General features: G+C 33.9%; 17 protein-coding genes. 12 read left to right on the forward strand and 5 right to left on the reverse strand.

Annotated features, from left to right (window positions below; translation table 11 throughout):
• Positions 1-92: 92 nt before the first annotated feature.
• From FHK87_RS10270 to recA, 4 genes are all read right to left on the reverse strand, one after another.
• Positions 93-1,652: an outer membrane beta-barrel protein gene (locus tag FHK87_RS10270; RefSeq protein ID WP_140592588.1), complete on the reverse strand. Its 1,560-nt coding sequence runs from the start codon at positions 1,650-1,652 to the stop codon at positions 93-95.
• Positions 1,649-2,203 carry an RNA polymerase sigma factor gene (locus tag FHK87_RS10275; RefSeq protein ID WP_140592589.1) on the reverse strand — a complete coding sequence of 185 codons (555 nt, stop codon included), beginning with the start codon at positions 2,201-2,203 and terminating at the stop codon, positions 1,649-1,651. Before FHK87_RS10275 ends, FHK87_RS10270 begins: the two co-directional genes overlap by 4 nt.
• 15 nt (positions 2,204-2,218) lie before the next feature.
• Entirely contained in the window at positions 2,219-2,647 is a 429-nt protein-coding gene (locus FHK87_RS10280; RefSeq protein WP_140592590.1) for a hypothetical protein, read from the reverse strand.
• A 124-nt stretch (positions 2,648-2,771) separates the two neighbouring features.
• Positions 2,772-3,782, reverse strand: a complete 1,011-nt coding sequence (gene recA, locus FHK87_RS10285; protein WP_140592741.1) for a recombinase RecA — start codon at positions 3,780-3,782, stop codon at positions 2,772-2,774.
• Between the two features lie 454 nt (positions 3,783-4,236).
• Here recA and trhO point away from each other — a divergent pair, with 454 nt between their 5' ends.
• The 7 genes from trhO to FHK87_RS10320 all read left to right on the forward strand — a co-directional run bounded on the left by trhO (position 4,237) and on the right by FHK87_RS10320 (position 11,869).
• Complete coding sequence (gene trhO / locus FHK87_RS10290) at positions 4,237-5,268, forward strand: oxygen-dependent tRNA uridine(34) hydroxylase TrhO (RefSeq protein ID WP_140592591.1); 1,032 nt, start codon at positions 4,237-4,239, stop codon at positions 5,266-5,268.
• Positions 5,269-5,430: 162 nt separating this feature from the next.
• On the forward strand, positions 5,431-6,723 hold the full coding sequence (locus FHK87_RS10295; protein WP_140592592.1) for a PSP1 domain-containing protein: 1,293 nt from the start codon (positions 5,431-5,433) through the stop codon (positions 6,721-6,723).
• Positions 6,710-7,210, forward strand: a complete 501-nt coding sequence (locus FHK87_RS10300; RefSeq protein WP_140592593.1) for a gliding motility lipoprotein GldH — start codon at positions 6,710-6,712, stop codon at positions 7,208-7,210. The genes FHK87_RS10295 and FHK87_RS10300 overlap by 14 nt, the downstream gene beginning before the upstream one ends.
• A gap of 92 nt (positions 7,211-7,302) precedes the next feature.
• Entirely contained in the window at positions 7,303-9,645 is a 2,343-nt protein-coding gene (locus FHK87_RS10305; protein WP_140592594.1) for a penicillin-binding protein 1A, read from the forward strand.
• A gap of 77 nt (positions 9,646-9,722) precedes the next feature.
• Complete coding sequence (locus FHK87_RS10310; RefSeq protein ID WP_140592595.1) at positions 9,723-10,424, forward strand: CoA transferase subunit A; 702 nt, start codon at positions 9,723-9,725, stop codon at positions 10,422-10,424.
• A gap of 27 nt (positions 10,425-10,451) precedes the next feature.
• Complete coding sequence (locus FHK87_RS10315) at positions 10,452-11,093, forward strand: peroxiredoxin (RefSeq protein ID WP_140592596.1); 642 nt, start codon at positions 10,452-10,454, stop codon at positions 11,091-11,093.
• Between the two features lie 119 nt (positions 11,094-11,212).
• Positions 11,213-11,869 (forward strand): CoA transferase subunit B, encoded by a 657-nt coding sequence (locus tag FHK87_RS10320; RefSeq protein ID WP_140592597.1) that lies wholly within the window; start codon positions 11,213-11,215, stop codon positions 11,867-11,869.
• A 576-nt stretch (positions 11,870-12,445) separates the two neighbouring features.
• On the opposite strand, the gene FHK87_RS10325 is transcribed toward FHK87_RS10320, so the two are convergent.
• A complete protein-coding gene (locus FHK87_RS10325; RefSeq protein ID WP_140592598.1) occupies positions 12,446-14,140 on the reverse strand; it encodes an ABC transporter ATP-binding protein in 1,695 nt (564 codons plus the stop codon).
• 101 nt (positions 14,141-14,241) lie between these two features.
• Between FHK87_RS10325 and FHK87_RS10330 the strand changes: the two genes are divergently transcribed.
• The 5 genes from FHK87_RS10330 (at position 14,242) to FHK87_RS10350 (ending at position 19,854) form a co-directional block, all read left to right on the forward strand.
• Positions 14,242-15,696 carry a sensor histidine kinase gene (locus tag FHK87_RS10330; protein ID WP_140592599.1) on the forward strand — a complete coding sequence of 485 codons (1,455 nt, stop codon included), beginning with the start codon at positions 14,242-14,244 and terminating at the stop codon, positions 15,694-15,696.
• Between the two features lie 69 nt (positions 15,697-15,765).
• The gene (locus tag FHK87_RS10335) at positions 15,766-16,545 is read left to right on the forward strand and encodes an enoyl-CoA hydratase/isomerase family protein (RefSeq protein ID WP_140592600.1); all 780 of its coding nucleotides are present in this window, start codon (positions 15,766-15,768) and stop codon (positions 16,543-16,545) included.
• 118 nt (positions 16,546-16,663) lie between these two features.
• Complete coding sequence (locus tag FHK87_RS10340; RefSeq protein WP_140592601.1) at positions 16,664-17,590, forward strand: helix-turn-helix domain-containing protein; 927 nt, start codon at positions 16,664-16,666, stop codon at positions 17,588-17,590.
• 68 nt (positions 17,591-17,658) lie between these two features.
• Positions 17,659-19,107 (forward strand): S41 family peptidase, encoded by a 1,449-nt coding sequence (locus tag FHK87_RS10345; protein ID WP_140592602.1) that lies wholly within the window; start codon positions 17,659-17,661, stop codon positions 19,105-19,107.
• A 114-nt stretch (positions 19,108-19,221) separates the two neighbouring features.
• Positions 19,222-19,854, forward strand: a complete 633-nt coding sequence (locus tag FHK87_RS10350; protein WP_140592603.1) for a hypothetical protein — start codon at positions 19,222-19,224, stop codon at positions 19,852-19,854.
• Positions 19,855-20,410 lie beyond the last annotated feature (556 nt).

Consider the following 20,410-nt stretch of genomic DNA (forward strand, 5'->3'; position numbering starts at 1 on the left):
GTTATAAAACAAAAGCTGTTTCACAAGAAACAGCTTTGTCAATTATTACAAATTGCAATAATTACTAACCAGCTTAAAAATTGTTGTTATTGTTAAAATTTGATGCTTATTCCTGTATAAACTCCAAAGTAATAGGGTCTGAAATTACTATTGTTATTAGAAAAAGCATTGAATTGATATTTGAAAATAGGTTCCAGAGCAATTCCAAAAACATCTGATAATTGATAATCAATACCTAAACCTACGTTTCCTGTAAAACTTACATCATTTAGATTGTTTGACTCACCAAATGTAGAAGAAAACTCACCTGTCTCTAGAGTGACATCATTATTTTGTAAAAACAGCGTACTTATTCCTCCTATCATATTTACACCAAAGCGTTTATTTACAAGAGCATATTTCATTTCTAAAGGCACTTCTATGTATGTAATACTCTGATTCAATGAGCCAACTCTTTCTTCGAATACAGCAGAGACTCCATTCGTATCTTCGAGGAATGTATTGGTTGCCGGTTCTCTTGTAGAGGGAGAAGGGACATCAATAGCACCATCATTATTATAGTCTATATTTTCTAATGCTTGTGCTGATAAAAAAGTAGGATCAAAGTTTACATCTTCGGTATTATATCCCAGATCGACTCTACTTACACCAGAACGTACACTAATACGATTACTGATTGCATAGGATACCTGTACTCCATAACTCATGTTTACTTGCCCATCTTTATTCAATCCATCTAGTCGGTTGTCAATTACAGACTCATTTCCGATAGCATCATAATATACAGGGCCTACACTAGGAGTGATATTCCATTTTTTTGTGTCAGATACTTCTTCTTCAGGATCAATTTCTTCTTCTTTTTCAGCAATAGCGTCAAAAATAGATTTTTTGACAGAGTTCTCTTCTAAAGTGTTTTTTTCATCTGATACATCTTTTTGGGGAGCTGTATGATCATGTTGAGCAATTTTTTCTGAAGTATCACTACTATTATTTTGGTTATTAGAGTGAGCTAGAGAGGTGTTTTTGTCTTCTGTATTTATTTTTTTGTTTGTGTTATCAGCAATAGTATTTGTTGAGCTAACACCTTTATTTGTATAACTTGTATCTGTTTTTTTTGTTGAAGCGATATAATTCTTCGGTTGTTTTACATTTTGTTTGTATGAGGCATTCTCAACATCCGAGGCAAGATTTTGTTTTTTAGGATTTGAAATACTTGATTCTCCTTTAGGGTTTTTATTTGAATTTTGGGTAATACTCGAAGATTTAGTATTAGTGATAGGGTCTAAAATATCTTGATGTTTGGACTGATGAGCATCAATGTTTTCTTCTTTCTTTTTAAGAGAATTAGGATTTGATTCGGTAGTAGATTCTGTTACTTTTTCAGTATTTATTTTGGTACTGTTTGTTTCGGGTTGTGTGATTACAATTTGATTTTTTGGAGTATTGTCAAATGAAGAATATGATATCCCAAATAATATAGCAATTATAGCAGCTACTCCTGCAGCTCTATACCACCAAATAGGGATAATACGTTTTTTATTTTTGTTTTCTTGTTGGGCTTTAATTTTTTCCCATACCGCTTCTCTAGGAGTAGCTTCAAAATCTTTGAACTTTTCCTGGAACAAACGATCTATATTTTTTTTAGTACTCATCTTTGTCCTTCGATTGTCCGAAAACGGGGTTCTTCTACTTTAGTTTCTAATTTATCTTTTAAAATATATCTTGCTCTTGCCAGATTAGATTTAGAGGTTCCTGTAGAGATACTAAGCATCTCTGAAATTTCTTTATGAGAATATCCATCTAAAACATAAAGGTTAAATACCAATCGATATCGATCCGGCAATTGCTGAATAAGTTGTAGGAGATGATCCAAGGATACTTCCTCTTCATCAATTTCTACTTCAACTTCTTCAATTTGTTCTTCGTTTATAATTTCAAAAACTTTCTGTTTTCGATATTTTTGTAAGGCAGTGTTAATGGTGATTCGTTTGATCCATCCCTCAAAAGAACCCTGAAACTTATATTGGTGTATTTTATTAAAAATAGTGATAAATGCATCTTGCAATGTATCTTCAGCACTAGAATAATCATTAGAGTATTTTAAGCAAATCGAAAATAATTTGCCACTAAATAGCCTATACAATTGTTCTTGTGCCTTAGAATTGTTTTGTTTACATTTTTTTATGAGTTGTTCCAGACTCACTATTTTTCTTTTAATTTATGATTGAGCGACTACCGGGATTTCTATAATCAAGAATTGATTTTCACCCTCTTCATTTCTTCCCTGCCAAAATCTAAATACGTATGACTCTTCTTCTCCCACAAAAAACCTGAATGATGCTTGAGAAAGCGTCTCATCTTGTAAATTTTCACAATCTTCTCTATCAAGAACTATATGTATAGCTCCTATAGTTCTAATATTTTCAGATCTTGTAAAATCGAAACCTTCAAAAGAATGACAATTTGTTGGTCTAAAATAAGAGACTTCAATATCATAGGTTTTACCTCTTATAAATTCTTCAGGCAAATCTACTTCTTCTATTTTTACTAATTGATAAGAGAAATTAGTGTTGTCATCATCATTAAGGTCACATCCTATACATATTGTCACTATGACAAAAAACAGAACTATTTTTAATCTTTTCATACCTCATTAAACATCAGTTAGTGTTAGTAAGATGAAATAATATAGGTATGGTTGCTTTTAAGGTATAAAAAAATCCCGTTGCAACGGGATTTTGATAGGTATAACTTTATAAAAAGGAGTATGATTATCCTTCTTTTGCAATTTTGATTGCTTCTTTGATTTTTTCTTCTAGTTCTTCCATAAGTTCTGGATTATCATTCAGAAGATTTTTTACAGCATCACGACCTTGTCCTAGTTTTGTATCCTGGTAACTAAACCATGATCCGCTCTTTTTTACAATTTCATAATCAACTCCGATATCTATAATTTCGCCTCGTTTAGAAATCCCTTCGCCATACATGATATCAAATTCTGCTGTTCTAAAAGGAGGTGCAACTTTATTTTTTACAATTTTTACACGGGTTTTATTTCCAATAACCTCACTAGAACTATCTTTAATTTGTGTAGAACGACGAATGTCTAATCTTACAGATGCATAAAATTTAAGCGCGTTACCACCGGTAGTCGTCTCTGGGTTTCCAAACATTACTCCGATTTTTTCACGTAACTGGTTAATAAATATAACCGTACAATTTGTTTTACTAATAGAGCTAGTTAATTTTCTTAGTGCCTGAGACATTAAACGGGCATGGAGTCCCATTTTAGAATCTCCCATTTCACCTTCAATTTCACTTTTTGGAGTCAAAGCCGCTACAGAATCTATTACAATAATATCAATTGCTCCTGATCTAATAAGATTATCTGCAATTTCTAGCGCTTGTTCTCCATGATCAGGTTGTGATATGATCAGATCATCGATGTTGACCCCTAATTTTTCTGCATAAAAACGATCAAAAGCATGTTCTGCATCAATAAATGCTGCAATACCTCCAGCTTTTTGCGCTTGTGCGATTGCATGCAAAGTAAGTGTTGTTTTACCAGATGATTCCGGGCCATAAATTTCTACAATACGACCTCGGGGATATCCTCCTACACCCAATGCCAGGTCAAGGCCTAATGATCCGGTAGAGATTACATCAACCTCTTGAACCGAGCTATCGCTCATTTTCATTACCGTTCCTTTTCCGTAGGCTTTATCTAATTTATCTAAGGTTAATTTTAGTGCTTTTAATTTTGCTTCTTTTTCTGTACTCATTTGCTGATCAAATATATCTGGATTTGACATTTGGTATTAACTTTTTGCTAAAGTACTATTTCTTTTTATAGTTATACCATGGATTCTCAAATCGTTATTAACAACAAATTTCAAATTTTTACGCAACCAAACCATTTTTTTTCATCTTTATTAAAAGAGCAAATGATGAACAAAAATAATTGTCAATAATGAGATTTGTCATCACTATTTTGGCAAACTATTATGGCTATACAGCTACAAAAATTTGTAGTTGTATTTTTGAGGATGGCTAGCTTCGTTATTAAAAATTTTTGTCAACTGAAATTTTAAATAATAACGAATTAGCCAAAAAACGCCTTAAGACAATTCTTAAGGCGTTTTTTTGTCAAGGATCTTTTATTTGCAGATAAAGAGACTATTTGTACTTTTGCCGAGAATAAAATTTATTTCTTTTAACTTAAAAAATTAGTATAGCATGCAACTGTACAATAAATTAAGTGCAAAAGAGAGAGCAATCCTAATTGACGAAGCGGGAACAGATCGACTTACCCTCTCTTTTTATAAATATGCACACATTGGTAATACAGAGATTTTTAGGAACTACCTTTTTATCGGTTGGAATGAGCTAGATGTTTTAGGACGTATCTATGTAGCCAAAGAAGGTATTAACGGTCAATTATCTGTACCTGCACCAAATTTTGAAGCGTTCAAAACCCATTTGGATAGTATTTCTTTTCTAAAAGATGTTCGCCTTAATATTGCCAGAGAGCAAGATTCAAAATCATTTTTAAAACTTAAGGTAAAAATCAGACATAAAATTGTGGCAGATGGACTTAATGATGATACATTTGATGTAACAAACAAAGGGACGCATGTTAATGCAAGTCAATTTAATGAACTTATAGAAGATCCGAATACAGTACTAGTAGACATGCGAAATCACTATGAAAGTGAAATCGGACATTTTGAAGGGGCTATAACTCCTGATGTAGATACATTTAGAGATTCACTTGACATCATAGAGCAGGATCTTAAAGATCATAAAGAGGACAAAAATCTGGTGATGTATTGTACAGGAGGGATACGTTGTGAAAAAGCAAGTGCGTATTATAAGCACAAAGGGTTTAAAAATGTATTTCAGCTAGAAGGGGGGATCATAGAGTATGCAAGACAGATAGAAGAGCAAAAGCTTGAAAATAAGTTTTTAGGCAAAAACTTTGTTTTTGATCATAGAAGATCCGAACGAATTTCTGATGATGTCATTGCGAATTGTCACCAATGCGGTAAACCTTGTGACCATCATGTAAATTGTGCAAATGAAGCTTGTCACCTTTTGTTTATTCAATGCGATGAATGTGCAAGTAAGATGGAGAACTGCTGTTCTACAGAATGTATGGAGGTAAATAGATTGCCTTATGAAGAACAAAAAATGCTGAGAAGAGGAAAAAAGAATAGCAACAAAATCTTTAAAAAAGGCCGCTCTGAAGCATTAAAATATAAAAAGTGATTTTTTAAATTTTAAAGATACTATTGTCGATAATTTTTTTTATCCCCATTTCATAGTATCTTTAACGTTTAAATATTTTAGAGATTTAAAAATCTCTTATTATAATATGAACCATGTTTGTTACGTTAAAAACGTAGACAAATTTCAATATATGTAGATAATATGGGGTGTAGCAGTTGTTCTTCCGCAAAAGACGGACAACCGAAAGGATGTAAGAATAATGGTACCTGTGGTACAGATGGTTGTAATAAATTAACGGTCTTTGATTGGCTTTCTAATATGTCTCTTCCTAGCGGGGCAATACCTTTTCATTGTGTAGAGGTGCGTTTTAAAAATGGAAGAAAAAATTTCTATAAAAATACAGGTCTTTCTTTAAGCATAGGCGATATCGTTGCTACAGAAGCTTCGCCAGGTCATGATGTAGGTATTGTTACATTGACTGGTGAGTTAGTTCGTATCCAGATGAAGAAAAAAAAGGTAGAACTGGATGGCGATGAAGTAAAGAAAATTTATAGAAAAGCGACACAAAAAGATATCGATATTTGGCAAAAAGCGCGCGATCGTGAAGAAGAAATGAAAGTTCGTGCCAGAGAGATCGCTATCAAACTAGAGTTGCAGATGAAAATTTCTGATATCGAGTTTCAAGGCGATGGATCCAAAGCCACTTTTTATTACACAGCAGAAGAGAGAGTAGATTTTAGACAACTTATCAAAGATTTTGCAAAAGAGTTCAGTACCCGTATAGAGATGCGTCAGGTTGGATTCAGGCAAGAAGCAGCAAGACTTGGCGGTATTGGTTCTTGTGGCCGAGAATTATGCTGCTCAACATGGCTTACCGATTTTAGATCAGTCAACACAAGTGCAGCACGATACCAGCAATTGTCACTTAATCCACAAAAGCTTGCGGGACAATGCGGAAAACTCAAATGTTGCCTCAATTATGAATTAGACGCATATATAGAAGCACTTAATGATTTTCCTAAGACAGAAGTAAAACTCAAAACTGAGAAAGGAATTGCAGTATGTCAAAAAATAGATATTTTTAAAGGATTGCTTTGGTATGCCTATGAAGGCGAGTGGATGAATTGGCATAAAATCTCTGCAGAAGATGTTAATGAAATTATAGCGGCAAATCAAAATAACGAAAAAGTTGCTAGCCTCGAAGACTTTGCCCTAGAATTGATTGAAGATAATAAAGCAGATTTTGAAAATGTTGTAGGACAAGATAGCCTAACACGATTTGATCAACCCAAAAGAAGTAAGAGAAAAAGAAATCGTAATAAAAGAAGAAATAAAAATACTGCTGCAACTACAGAAAAAAACACAACAGCAAGTAAACCTAAAGCAAAAAAAGCAGAAGGAAATACTGCTGCAAAATCAAAAAACACCAACAAATCAAATAATCAACGCAATAAAAGGCGCAGACCTCGTAATAGGAATAATGATAAAGCTTAGGTTTCTTATACTAATATGTAGTGTAGCTCTCATTGCTGTTTCTTGTGACAATACGCAAGTATTTGATCAATATCAATCTGTTTCTGAAACTTGGGAAATAGACGAAAAGATAAGTTTTGTGCTACCAGAGCTCGATCAAAACCAAGAATACAATCTATTTATTAATATTCGTAATGATAATGAATATAAATACAGTAATTTATATGTAATTGGTGAGATCAAATTTCCTAATGGCAAAGTAATAGTTGATACTTTAGAATATAGTATGGCGGCACCTAATGGACAGTGGTTAGGACGTGGATTCTCTGATCTAAAAGAAAGTAAACTTTGGTATAAAGAAAAAGTAAAGTTTATAGAAGAAGGAACCTATACGATTACGCTACAGCATGCTATGCGAAAAAATGGAGAAGTAAATGGAGTGAATAGTCTTACAGGAATAAGAGATGTTGGATTTAGAATAGAAACTGTAGAACAATCTCTAAATTAATAAAAGGATTACCTTTTGTATAGTTTTTTTGAGTAAAATTGCAAACACATACCCCTAAACATAAATAATAGATTTTTTAAAACACCTGAAACATGGCGGCAAAAGCAAAACCAAAATCTACCAGAAAAAAAGCGAAATCTTCTGGGTCTGGAAACAACACGATAAAGTTTATTAAAGCTTTTTGGATATTATTTGCATCAGGAATTTTCTTTGCTGTTCTATTATTTTTGCTGGCAAGCTGGGGAGCATTTGGAGAGATGCCAAAATTTGAAGAGTTAGAAAACCCTCAAAACGACCTTGCGACTCAAATCATATCCTCAGATGGGGTGCAGATCGGAACATTTTTTAAAGAAAACAGAACTCCAGTAAATTATGAAGATCTACCACAACATCTTGTAGATGCACTTGTTGCTACAGAAGATGCAAGGTTTTATGAGCATTCTGGTATTGATGCCAGAGGAACACTAAGAGCATTTATCTTTTTGGGATCCAAGGGAGGAGCAAGTACAATATCACAGCAGTTAGCAAAACAATTATTTACAGGAGGGTCTAAAAATAAATTTGAAAGATACCTTCAAAAAATACAAGAGTGGGTAATTGCTACAAGATTAGAGCGACAGTACACCAAAAAAGAGATTATTACCATGTATCTGAATAAGTATGATTTTCTTAATCAGGCAATTGGGATTAGTTCTGCTTCAAGGATTTACTTTGGCAAATACCCAAAAGATCTTGGAGTAGAAGAAGCTGCTGTTTTGGTAGGAATGCTAAAAAACTCTTCACTTTATAACCCTTTGCGTAGACCAGAAATCGTAAAAAAGAGAAGAGATGTTGTTCTTAATCAAATGACAAAGTATGGGTATCTGGGAGAAAAAGAAAGAGATCGATTAAAAGAATTACCTCTTAAGCTAGACTACTCCCCAGAAGGGCATTCTGATGGTACTGCTACTTATTTTAGAGAATATGTAAGAAGCTGGATGGCCAAATGGGTAAAAGAAAACCCAAAAGGGCTTGATGAAGATGGTGATAAAGAATATTATGATATCTATCGAGATGGTTTACAAATTAATGTTACAATAGACTCTAGAATGCAGAAATATGCAGAAGAAGCTACAAAACAGCATATGGCAAATCTTCAAAAAGAGTTCGATAAGCAAGAAAAAAAGAATAAAAACACACCTTTTAGAAATATCAATAAGTCTGAGATAGAAAGAATTATAAATCGTAGTATCAAAACATCTGCACGACGAAAAAAGATGTTGAGTGAAGGTAAAAGTGAAAAAGAAATCCTCGAATCTTTTGATGTAAAGACAGAGATGAGAATCTTTAGTTGGAAGGGAGAAATAGACACAATAATGACACCTAGAGACTCTATATACTACTACAAAAAGTTTCTGAGGTCAGGTCTAATGTCTATGGAGCCACAAACAGGCCATGTAAAAGCGTGGGTAGGAGGAGTTAATTACAAACACTTTCAATATGATCATGTTTACCAAGGAGCAAGACAAGTAGGTTCAACATTCAAACCATTTGTATACGCAACAGCAATCGATCAGTTAAAGCTTTCTCCTTGCGATACCTTACCACGTTCTCAAGTTACTATATCGGCAGGTTCTAACGGAGTGGTTGACAAAGATTGGACACCAAAAAACAGTGATGGTGAGTATAGCGGATATTTAAACCTTAAGAATGCATTAGCAAAGTCTGTAAACACGGTTACTGCAAGATTGATGGATAGAATAGGGCCTGAACCTATTGTACGCCTTGTCAAAAAAATGGGAGTAGAATCCGAAATTCCCGAAGTAGCTTCTATAGCTCTGGGGTCGGTAGATTTAAAACTTTCTGAAATGGTTGGAGCGTACAGCACATTCGCCAATCAGGGAATCTATACAAAACCGGTAATGATTACCAGTATAGAAGACAAAAACGGAACCGTTTTATACCAATTTGTACCCGAAACTCGAGATGTAATCAGTAAAGAAGCTGCATTTGTTACCATTAACCTTATGGAAGGGGTTACGCATTCTGGATCAGGAGTACGATTACGTACAGGGCCTTCTTCACGATATGATTATAAAAATGTAGTAACAGGACATCCCTATCGATTTAAAAATCCTATTGCGGGTAAAACCGGTACTACTCAAAACCAAAGTGATGGATGGTTCATGGGATTTGTTCCTAACCTTTGTACAGGCGTTTGGGTTGGTGGTGATGATAGAGCAACCCATTTTAGAACAGTAACTTTTGGTCAAGGAGCAACTATGGCATTACCGATATGGGCATTATACATGAAAAAATGTTATGCAGACAAATCTTTGAATGTTTCTCAAGATGCTTTCAAAAAGCCCGAAGACCTATCCATAGAAGTGGATTGTAAAGCCTTTAAAAATAGCGGACAAAATAGCGATGACGGTATTGATGAGTTTAGCTTTTAAAGTATTCATAAAAACATCGAATTATAGTTGATATAAAGATGTTTTTAGTACTTTTATTTTGCTAAAATCAAAACAATATGATCCGTAAAACGGTACCCAATGTTGCCGAAGCTTTATCAGGAATTAAAGACAATATGACTTTTATGCTTGGTGGGTTTGGCTTATGTGGTATTCCAGAAAATGCCATTGCAGAACTAGTACAATCAAATATAAAAGGACTCACATGTGTATCGAATAATGCAGGTGTAGATGACTTTGGTCTAGGGTTATTACTTCAGAAAAAACAAATCAAAAAAATGATTTCTTCTTACGTAGGAGAAAACGATGAGTTCGAAAGACAGATGCTAAGTGGTGAGCTTGAGGTAGAACTGATTCCACAAGGTACTTTGGCAGAGCGTTGTCGTGCTGCACAAGGTGGTTTTCCTGCTTTTTATACTCCGGCTGGTTATGGTACAGAAGTAGCAGAAGGAAAAGAAACCCGAGAATTTAATGGTAAAATGTATGTGCTTGAACACGCGTTTAAGGCTGACTTTGCTTTTGTAAAGGCATGGAAAGGAGATGAGGCCGGTAACCTTATTTTTAAAGGTACTGCCAGAAATTTTAACCCCTGTATGTGTGGTGCCGCAAAGATTACAGTAGCAGAAGTAGAAGAATTAGTTCCGGCAGGAACACTGGACCCTGATCAAATTCATGTTCCCGGTATTTTTGTACAACGGATTTTTCAAGGAAATCATTATGAGAAAAGAATAGAACAACGTACAGTTCGAAAAAAACAATAATAGTAAGAAATATAAAACACACAAATTATGGCAGTATTACGATTAGGTGATGAAGCACCAAATTTTAAAGCTCAAACAACAGAAGGAGAAATAGATTTTCATAATTGGTTAGGAGATAGTTGGGGGATATTATTCTCTCATCCTGCAGATTATACACCGGTTTGTACTACAGAACTAGGTACAGTAGCCAAATATACAGATGAGTTTAATAAACGTAATGTAAAAGTAGCGGCATTAAGCGTAGATGGAGTAGAATCTCATCACGGATGGATAAAAGATATTAACGAAACACAAAATACCACGGTAAACTTTCCGATTATAGCAGATGAGGATAAGCAAGTATCAGAACTCTATGATATGATCCATCCAAATGCAGATAATCAATTAACAGTACGCTCTGTTTTTGTGATTGGCCCCGACAAAAAGATCAAACTTACAATCACTTATCCTGCATCAACAGGAAGAAATTTTGATGAATTATTACGTGTGGTTGATTCGCTTCAATTAACAGCATACCACAAAGTTGCAACACCAGCCAACTGGAATCATGGTGAGGATTGCGTGATTGTTCCTTCTGTAAGTAATGATGAAATACCAGCAATGTTTCCAAAAGGGCATAAAGAAATTAAACCTTATCTAAGAATGACTCCACAACCTGATTTAAATTAACAATACCCTTATAAATCCGGTTAAAATAAACTATAAATTGAAATCAAACTATCTGAAGAATCAACCAATACCATTTGCTAAAGTTTTTTCAGATAGTTTTTCTATACTAAATCATAACTATGCTCGATAAAAACGGAATTGCGCAACGTATCGCAAAAGAATTGAAAGACGGATATTTTGTTAATCTGGGAATTGGGATTCCTACTTTGGTGGCTAATTATATTCCCAAAGGAATAGAAGTAGAGTTTCAAAGCGAGAATGGAGTCTTGGGTATGGGGCCTTTTCCCTATGAAGGAGAAGAAGACGCAGATATTATCAATGCAGGTAAGCAAACGATTACAACAATGCCCGGAGCTTCGTTTTTTGATTCTGCAATGAGTTTTGGCATGATAAGAGGGCAACATGTAGATTTAACAATTTTGGGTGCTATGGAGGTTTCTGAAGGTGGAGATATTGCCAATTGGAAAATACCCGGTAAAATGGTAAAAGGCATGGGAGGCGCTATGGATTTGGTGGCAAGTGCCGAAAATATTATTGTAGCCATGATGCATACTAATAAAGCAGGAGATTCTAAGTTGCTTAAAAAATGCTCATTACCACTCACGGGCGTTAATTGTGTAAAAAAGATTGTTACAAATCTTGCCTTTTTAGAAGTAATTGATGGAGGTTTTAAACTCTTAGAAAGGGCTCCGGGAGTAAGTATCGAAGAGATCAAAAATGCGACAGAAGGAAACCTAATTGTAGAAGGTGACATCCCTGAAATGTCTTTTGATTAATATTACCAATTCTTTACAATACACAACGAATAATATTTTTTTGATAACGGATAATAATTTGCTTAATGTGTCGTTACAGTATTAAACTTTCCTTTTTTATACAATTTTGAAAGAAAATTATTACATTTTCTTTGGTTTTCTACGACCTTAAACCTTTACTTTAACCCGTAAAATAAGGCTTTTCAAAGTTAAATGTTAAAATTTTGTGTATTTTGTCGATTTTTCAAGCATTTAAACGTTAAATTTAAAAAAAAATTGGATATTAGTGCTCCTTAAGAAAATGATGCCCCTATATACATTGTTTTGTTAGGTTTTAAATTGAATTATTAACCCGCACAATTATTATCCCTATTATGAAAAAGCGTATAAATCGTCTACAGAAATCAGTTAAACCGACAATGGAATTGATTTCTAATTGTGTTTATTTAGCTAAAAAAGTATTTTTGTTAATGTGATTTTTTGTTGTTAATCAATCGCAACTTCCCCAAGTCGCGATGAATTTAACCTGTTGGCTTACCTAATAGTTTAACAGGTTTTTTATTTTTTATAACCAACCTACAGTGCTTTTGTAAAACATCATGAACTTTTGGGGATAGCTTCTATAAGTTTTTGAGTATATTCTTTTTGAGGATTTTCATAAATACGATCTGCTTCTCCAAATTCTTCAATTTTTCCTTTATTCATTACAATAAGGTTATCAGACATATATTTTACAACAGAAAGGTCGTGAGATATAAAAATATAAGTAAACCCAAAGTTATCTTTGAGTTCATTTAATAAATTCAACACTTGTGCTTGTACAGAGATGTCAAGAGCGCTTACAGATTCATCACAAATAATAAGTTTGGGTTGCAGTGCAATGGTTCTTGCAATACCTATGCGTTGTCTTTGTCCCCCACTGAATTCATGTGGATATCGATTAAAATGTTCTTCATGAAGCCCCACACGATACAATAGGTCCAGTACTTTTTGTTTTCTTTCGGTATCATTATGATATAATTGATGCGCCTGCATAGGTTCCATAATAGCTTTGCCGACAGAAAGTCTTGGATTAAGTGAAGCAAACGGATCCTGAAATATAATTTGGATCTCTTTTCGTAATGTTTTTATCGCAGATGATGATAGCGCAGTAATATCCTGTCCTTTATAGATAATTTGTCCGCTAGTGGCCTTGTCTAGCTGTAAAATGGTATTTCCCAAAGTTGATTTACCGCAACCGGATTCTCCTACTAACCCTAAAGTTTCTCCTTCATATAGCTTGAAACTTACATCATCTACAGCTTTGAATTCTGAAGTTTTAAAAAGACCAACCTTAGAGAAATAACTTTTTTTTACATTAAGTACTTCTAACAAAGGAGGCTGATTATATAATTTATGATGGTGTTCTTTTCTTTCTTCTACAGTTATGATTTGACTATCCAGCCTTTTGTTTTCTAAAAAATCAGTTATTGTCGGTAGTTTTTTTAATCTCACATCGATAGAAGGTCTCGCATTGATCAAAGCTTTAGTATATTCTTCTTGCGGATTGTTAAAGACGCTATTTGCAGAGTCGTATTCAACTTTTTTGCCATGATACATTACCATAACGGTGTCTGCAATTTCAGAAACCAACGCCAGATCATGAGAAATAAATATGATACTCATTTCATATTCTTGTTGAAGACTTTTGAGCAAGCTGATGATTTCTTTTTGTACGGTAACATCAAGGGCAGTGGTTGGTTCATCAGCAATAAGCAGTTTGGGTTTGCATGCAATTGCCATAGCAATCATAATACGTTGTTTTTGCCCTCCGCTTAATTGATGAGGATATGACCGATATGCTTTGAGAGGATCAGGTAATTTTACTTTTTGAAATAGCGAAATAACCTCTTTTTTAGCTTCACTTTTGGATAATGATGTGTGTTGGTATAAAATTTCTTCTACTTGCTTGCCACATTTCATAGAAGGATTCAAAGAACTCATAGGCTCTTGAAAAATCATAGCGATTTCATTACCCCGTATTGATCTGTACTCTTTTTCTTTTACACTTGATAATAAAAGATTATTGTATGTTATAGATCCTTTTGTGATTTTTGAAATTCTCTTGGGTAGCAATCCTAAAATAGCTAAAGAAGTGATAGATTTGCCGCTTCCGGATTCACCTACGATACCAAGTATCTCATTCTTATGAATATCAAAAGAGATATTGTGAACTACTTGATTTTCTTTCTTATCAGAAAAAAAAGAAACACACAAATCTTGTACCGACAAAAGTAAAGTATCGTTTTTCATATATTAAGTCTGGTAAATTTAGCGAATTCAATACTCTTTAGGTTCAATTTTGATAATTAATTTGGTGCGATATTTGTTATATTTACGAATCAAAAAATGTTATGAAGTTTTTAAAACTATCTCTTCGCACAAGAATTTTTATTTCTATGATTGTATTGGTTTTATTGGCTTCAATTTTGATTGCAGCTGTTTCTATATACCAATATAAAGAAGAAGCAGAAGATTACCATCGCGAGCGATTAGAGCGTAAAGAAGAGCGAATTCAGATTGCTATCGATAATGTTTTAAAAAGTACAACATATCCGATAAATGAGGATAATGTACGCCTCATTTTTAGAGAGCGCAACCGTATCTATCAAATATCCGAAGAACACTCCCTACCCATCAATATTTATGATCTTTCGGGTACATTATTGGTCCAGTCCGAAGGGAATTTTTTAGAAGATACGATTTATAAAAATCTTAACCCTATTATTATAGATACTTTAGAATCACAATATAATAAGCGTTACCTGGTTGAGTCCGAAAGAAATAACGAAAAAATCCTCTCTTCGTATACCTATATTTCTGATAGAAAATCAAAACCTCTCGCGATTCTTAATTTACCATATTTAGAAGATGATGATTTGATTACCAGAGAGTTGTTTGAATATCTTTTTCGTTTGGGGCAGGTATATCTTTTAATGTTATTTATTGCCATTATCATAGCATATTTCTTGTCAAAATACATTACCAGGTCTTTAAAAACAATCTCTGATACGATGGATCAAACACGTTTTGACAAGCGTAATAAACGTATAGATATTGGTGATGCCAGTGCAGAAATTTATTCACTGGTTACAGCATATAATAGTATGATCGATGAACTAGAAGAAAGTGCAGTAATGCTGGCAAAAAGCGAGCGAGAAGCAGCATGGAGAGAAATGGCCAAGCAGGTAGCTCATGAGATCAAAAACCCGTTGACTCCTATGCGATTAACGGTACAAAGTTTTCAACGTAAATTTGACCCTACCGATCCTACTATAAATCAAAAAGTTACAGAATATAGCAATACACTGATCCAGCAAATTGATACAATGAGTTCTATTGCATCTGCTTTTTCAAATTTTGCACAAATGCCTGCGCAAAAAAATGAAACTCTCGATGTGGTAAAAGTAGTTCGGTTGGCATTAGATATCTTTAATGAGAAATACATTATTTTTCCTTCAGAAGAAGAAGAACTCATCGTAAAGTTTGATAGAACCCAATTGATTCGTGTGGTTACTAATTTGGTTAAAAATGGGATACAAGCAATACCAAAGGACAGAACACCCAAAATCATCGTTGAAGTATTTTCTGAAGATAACAATGCGGTCATTACAGTTGCCGATAATGGTTTAGGAATCTCTGAAGATATGGCAAAAAAGATTTTTGAACCCAAATTTACAACCAAGACAAGTGGTATGGGCTTGGGTCTTGGGATGGTAAAAAATATTGTAGAAACCTATAAAGGAAGTATTACCTTTACGTCACAAGTAGGAAAAGGAACCGTTTTTAAGGTTAAATTCCCAAAATAATAATTACAATAGCATTTTTTAGACAACAAACTTTATTAATATTAAAAAATATAATTAGATAGATTCGATATGTATACAAATATTCTCACTACTCAAAACCAAGGGGTAACTACAATTACGATTAATCGCCCTTCAAAATTGAATGCGCTTAATAAAGAAACCATACAAGAGTTGCATGCAGCTTTTAGAGTAGCTGATCTAGATGCAGAAACAAAGGTAATTATCATTACAGGAACGGGAGAAAAAGCTTTTGTTGCCGGTGCAGATATAAGTGAATTTGCTGATTTTTCGGTTGCAGAAGGAGGAAGCCTTGCCGCAAAAGGGCAGGAGATTCTTTTTGACTTTGTTGCAAATCTCTCCACACCTGTAATTGCTGCTGTAAACGGATTTGCTCTGGGTGGAGGATTAGAACTAGCTATGGCAGCACACTTTAGAATAGCAAGTGATAATGCCAAGATGGGATTGCCAGAAGTATCTCTTGGTGTAATCCCCGGATATGGAGGAACGCAAAGATTACCACAATTAGTAGGAAAAGGCAGAGCTATGGAGATGATTATGACCGCAGGAATGATTGATGCACAACAAGCATTACAATACGGGCTGGTAAATCATGTAACAGCACAAGAAGAGCTAATCCCTTTGGCAGAAAAACTTGCCGGAAAAATTATGCGTAATTCTTCTGTTGCCATTAGCGCAGCCATCAAATCTATAAATGACGGTTATGTAGATGGTGTAAATGGATATACTACAGAGATAGAACAATTTGGTAATTGTTTTGGTACCGAAGATTTCAAAGAAGGAACTACTGCATTTTTAGAAAAAAGAAAAGCAGATTTTCCCGGTAAATAAAATAGATACGTAATACACATGTTGAAGTCTCTTTTTGTCAAAAATCTTAAAGAGACTTTTTTTTGACCATTTTATTCTTGTATCGCAATGCAATTACATTAAATATCATGTATTGATTATGAAAAGCACTTTGTTTAATAAAGATGTGAGGTTATTACAAACTTCGTATAAGAGATCATTTTTTCCAGATCAATTCTCAAATGAGATATATTATTCCAGCTTTACAAAACCTTCAAAAAATACACCCATAAAGTATACATCAAACTTTTCTATAAAATATGTGCTTAGCGGTAGCGAATCGTATCTGTTAAATGGAAAAAAGCATACAATAGAATCAGGGAAATATTTACTTGTTAATGATGGACAAGAAGTAGAAACAAAACCAGAACGTAACTCTGAAGGGATCTCTATTTTTTTAGAAAAAGAGCTAATAGCCGAAGTATATGCTTCGCTTATCAGCACAGACAAGAAGCTTATTGAAAAAGAAGTCTCAAGCAATGCTTTTTTGGATATAGAATTTTTTGAAAGTACTTTTAGTCATTCTGATATCCTGGGAACCGTACTGCAACAAATATCACAAAATATAAAGGGTAATAAGAACTATAAAGATGCACTAACAAAAGAATCGTATTACTGTATCGCTGAAAAATTGATACTTTCACAAAAACAAGTGCAAGATGAAATCGGGCATATAGAAAGAACTAAAAAAAGTACGAGAGAGGAGTTATATAAAAAGGTACGTATTGCCAAAGATTACATTCATGATACGATGTTGTCAGATTTTAATCTTGAGCTATTGTCAAAAAATGTAGGATTGTCAAAATATCACCTTATTCGAGTTTTTAAATCTACTTTTTCTATGACGCCCTACCAATATCATTTATTTTGTAAAGTAGAGCGAGCCAAAGCGTTGCTCATATACCATTCTCACAATTTAGAAGTTATAGCATACATCTGTGGGTTTAATGATATTTTTTCTTTTAGTAAAACCTTCAAAAAAGTAGTAGGGGTAACGCCATCAAAATTTAGACAGCAGTATAAATAGGCAATTTTTGACAAATTCTTTTTTTCTCAAACGTTTACTTTGGTGAAGTAGAATTAAAAAATCTTCTTATGCAAAGATCAGCTTTACTATTCCTCTTTTGGATATATAGTATCTCATTTGGCATATATGCTCAGACACAGTTAGGGTATACTTATGACGAAAAATTTTCTCCCGATAGCCTTAGACTATGGGCAGAAAAAACGATGAACGAGGTCATCCTGCATCATCCGGGAATGTATCGATATACCACCAAACCAAAATTTGATACTATAATTAGCAAGCTGACTCAAAGCATAAACGACTCATTAACCACTCTAGAATATTATAGAAAGCTCAAACCTATATTTGCTCAAATAGGATGTTTGCATACCTCAATTACATTATCAGAACCATTTCAGCACCATTACGAAGAACATTTAAAATTTATTCCTATAGAAGTATTTATAGATCACAATAAGCATGTTTTTATAACGAAAGCATATCGTCAACAACAAATTCCTTTACAAAGCAGGATTATTTCAATCAATAATCAACCTATTTCAGAAATTTTGGATATTCTTTATAAAGCAATACCCTCAGACGGATATAATGAGACCTTAAAAACATTGGCGCTAAACGATAGATTCCCATTTTGGTATCAAAGTATAATAAGCACCACTGATCAATATACTATTGAAACTGAGTATCAAGGAGAGATACAAACATATCATTTGGAGGGGGTACCCAAAGAAACGTTTCCGAAGTCAGAATTTGAAAAAGATACAGAAAAAGAGCAGTTGGTGTTTCTCATAAAAGATGATGTTGCTTTTCTTACCATACGTTCGTTCGCAACCACACTCATTACAGATAACGGACAAAACTTTCGAAAATTTATAAGTACAACTTTTAAGACCATTCAAGATCAACAAATAATGAATCTGGTTATCGATGTAAGAAATAATACAGGCGGTACAGATAGAAACGCTGTATTTCTAACCTCTCATTTTTTTGATCAGGATTTTCAGTACTGGAAACATGTTGAAGTTACAGAAGCCGTTGCTAAGCAAATCAAAGGAATGTACAGGGTATTTTATAAGAAACCCAAAAAAATAGGGGACAAATATCACTGGAAAGGCGCAAGATGGTGGCTCACAAAAGAGTTTAATTATTATAAAACTCAAAAACCTGCAAAATACAATTACAATGGCAATGTCTATATTCTTACAAATGGTGGGTGTATGTCATCATGTGCAGATGTTGTAGCACTATTGTCTCAGGATAAAAAGGTTAAAGTAGTAGGAGAAGAAACCGGTGGGGGTTTTCAAGGCAATACCAGTGGTTTGATGCCGGTAACAAAGGTTTATCCAAATATGGAAATGATCATTCCATTACAAAAATATACAAATGCAGTAGATGAGAATATCAATGTTGGCAGGGGTACAATACCGGATCATCATGTACCTTTAACATTAGAAAATGTGATGCGCAATTATGATGAACAATTAGAATATGTAAAGCAATTGATCAAAAAAAAGTAGTGTTTGGCTAAAGAGACACATATCCTTAGCTACGAACTCGTTTAAACGAGTTCTACAAATAGATTGTAATTTTAAGTTTTTGTACATTTATCAAAACTCTTATTATCCTAATGTATGAATGCGCTCTATAAAAACCCAATAGCTATAATTTTAATAGTGCTTTCTATTGTTGGCTACATTTTACTCAAAGCATATTTACCGCCAATAGATCTCTCTCATTTAACTCCCGAAAATGTAATTGCGGTTTTAGGATATCTATCAGTAGTCATGTTTGTTGTTGAACAATTTATTGAGATTTTTATAGATGATCCCAATCAGAAAGAGAAAAAAGAATGCAAAAACAGAATTTCTGAGATCAATACGTATTTAGAAAAGATCAATAAAGATAGAGATGCTGTTGCCATAGAAGAAGAACCTGTAGAAGAAGAAAACCCTGATAAAGTGATCAGGATTATGAGAGAAAAGAAAGCATTACAAGAAAAGTTGATTAATAAAGGGTTACATCGACAACAAAGAACCTCTATAATCGCTTTTGTATTAGGATTAGTACTCTCTTTTTCGGGATTACGCCTTATGTCAGGTATTATTTTTGAGGGTTCGCAAGAATCACTTTCAGAAATTCAATCTACTATTATCCAATCCATAGACATTGTCCTCACTGCAGGAATCATTGCCGGAGGCAGTGGGAGAGTACATCGGTTAATCAAAAAAATAAAGTATTCTATTACTCCGGATATGAACCTGTGAGTTTTTGAGTTTTTGAGTTTGTGAGAAAGTGAGTTCTTGAGTCTGTGAGTAGGTGAGGAGTAAAACGTGATGTCAGTCTGAGCTTGTCGAAGACACTTTGAGTATGTGAGTTTTTGAGTCCATGAGTTTGTGAGGAAGTGAGTATTTGAGGGTAGAGTAGTAAAACGTGATGTCAGTCTGAGCCTGTCGAAGACATTATGAGTTCTTGGGAATGTGATTACATTCACATATGGCATATACGTCACCCTAAACTTGATTTAGGGTCACACAAGTAGAGAAACGACTCTGGTGAGATGCTGAATCGAGTTCAGCATGACGATATTTTAATTGTTATACATAAAAAAACACTGCTCTCAGAGAAAGCAGTGTTTTTTTAAATGCTTTTTATAAAATATGTTTTAGCCAATATAATATTTGGCAATCTGGTATCCTGCCATGAATAAACCAACCATGGCGATACTACTATATATAATAACGGTTGCTGTTTTATCTTGAATTGCTTTCATAATTTAGGTTTTTAAGTTTAATAAACTTCTACTAAAATATTTTATTTATT

It is taken from the genome of Aquimarina algicola (genome assembly GCF_006443095.1).
Classification (GTDB): Bacteria; Bacteroidota; Bacteroidia; order Flavobacteriales; family Flavobacteriaceae; genus Aquimarina; species Aquimarina algicola.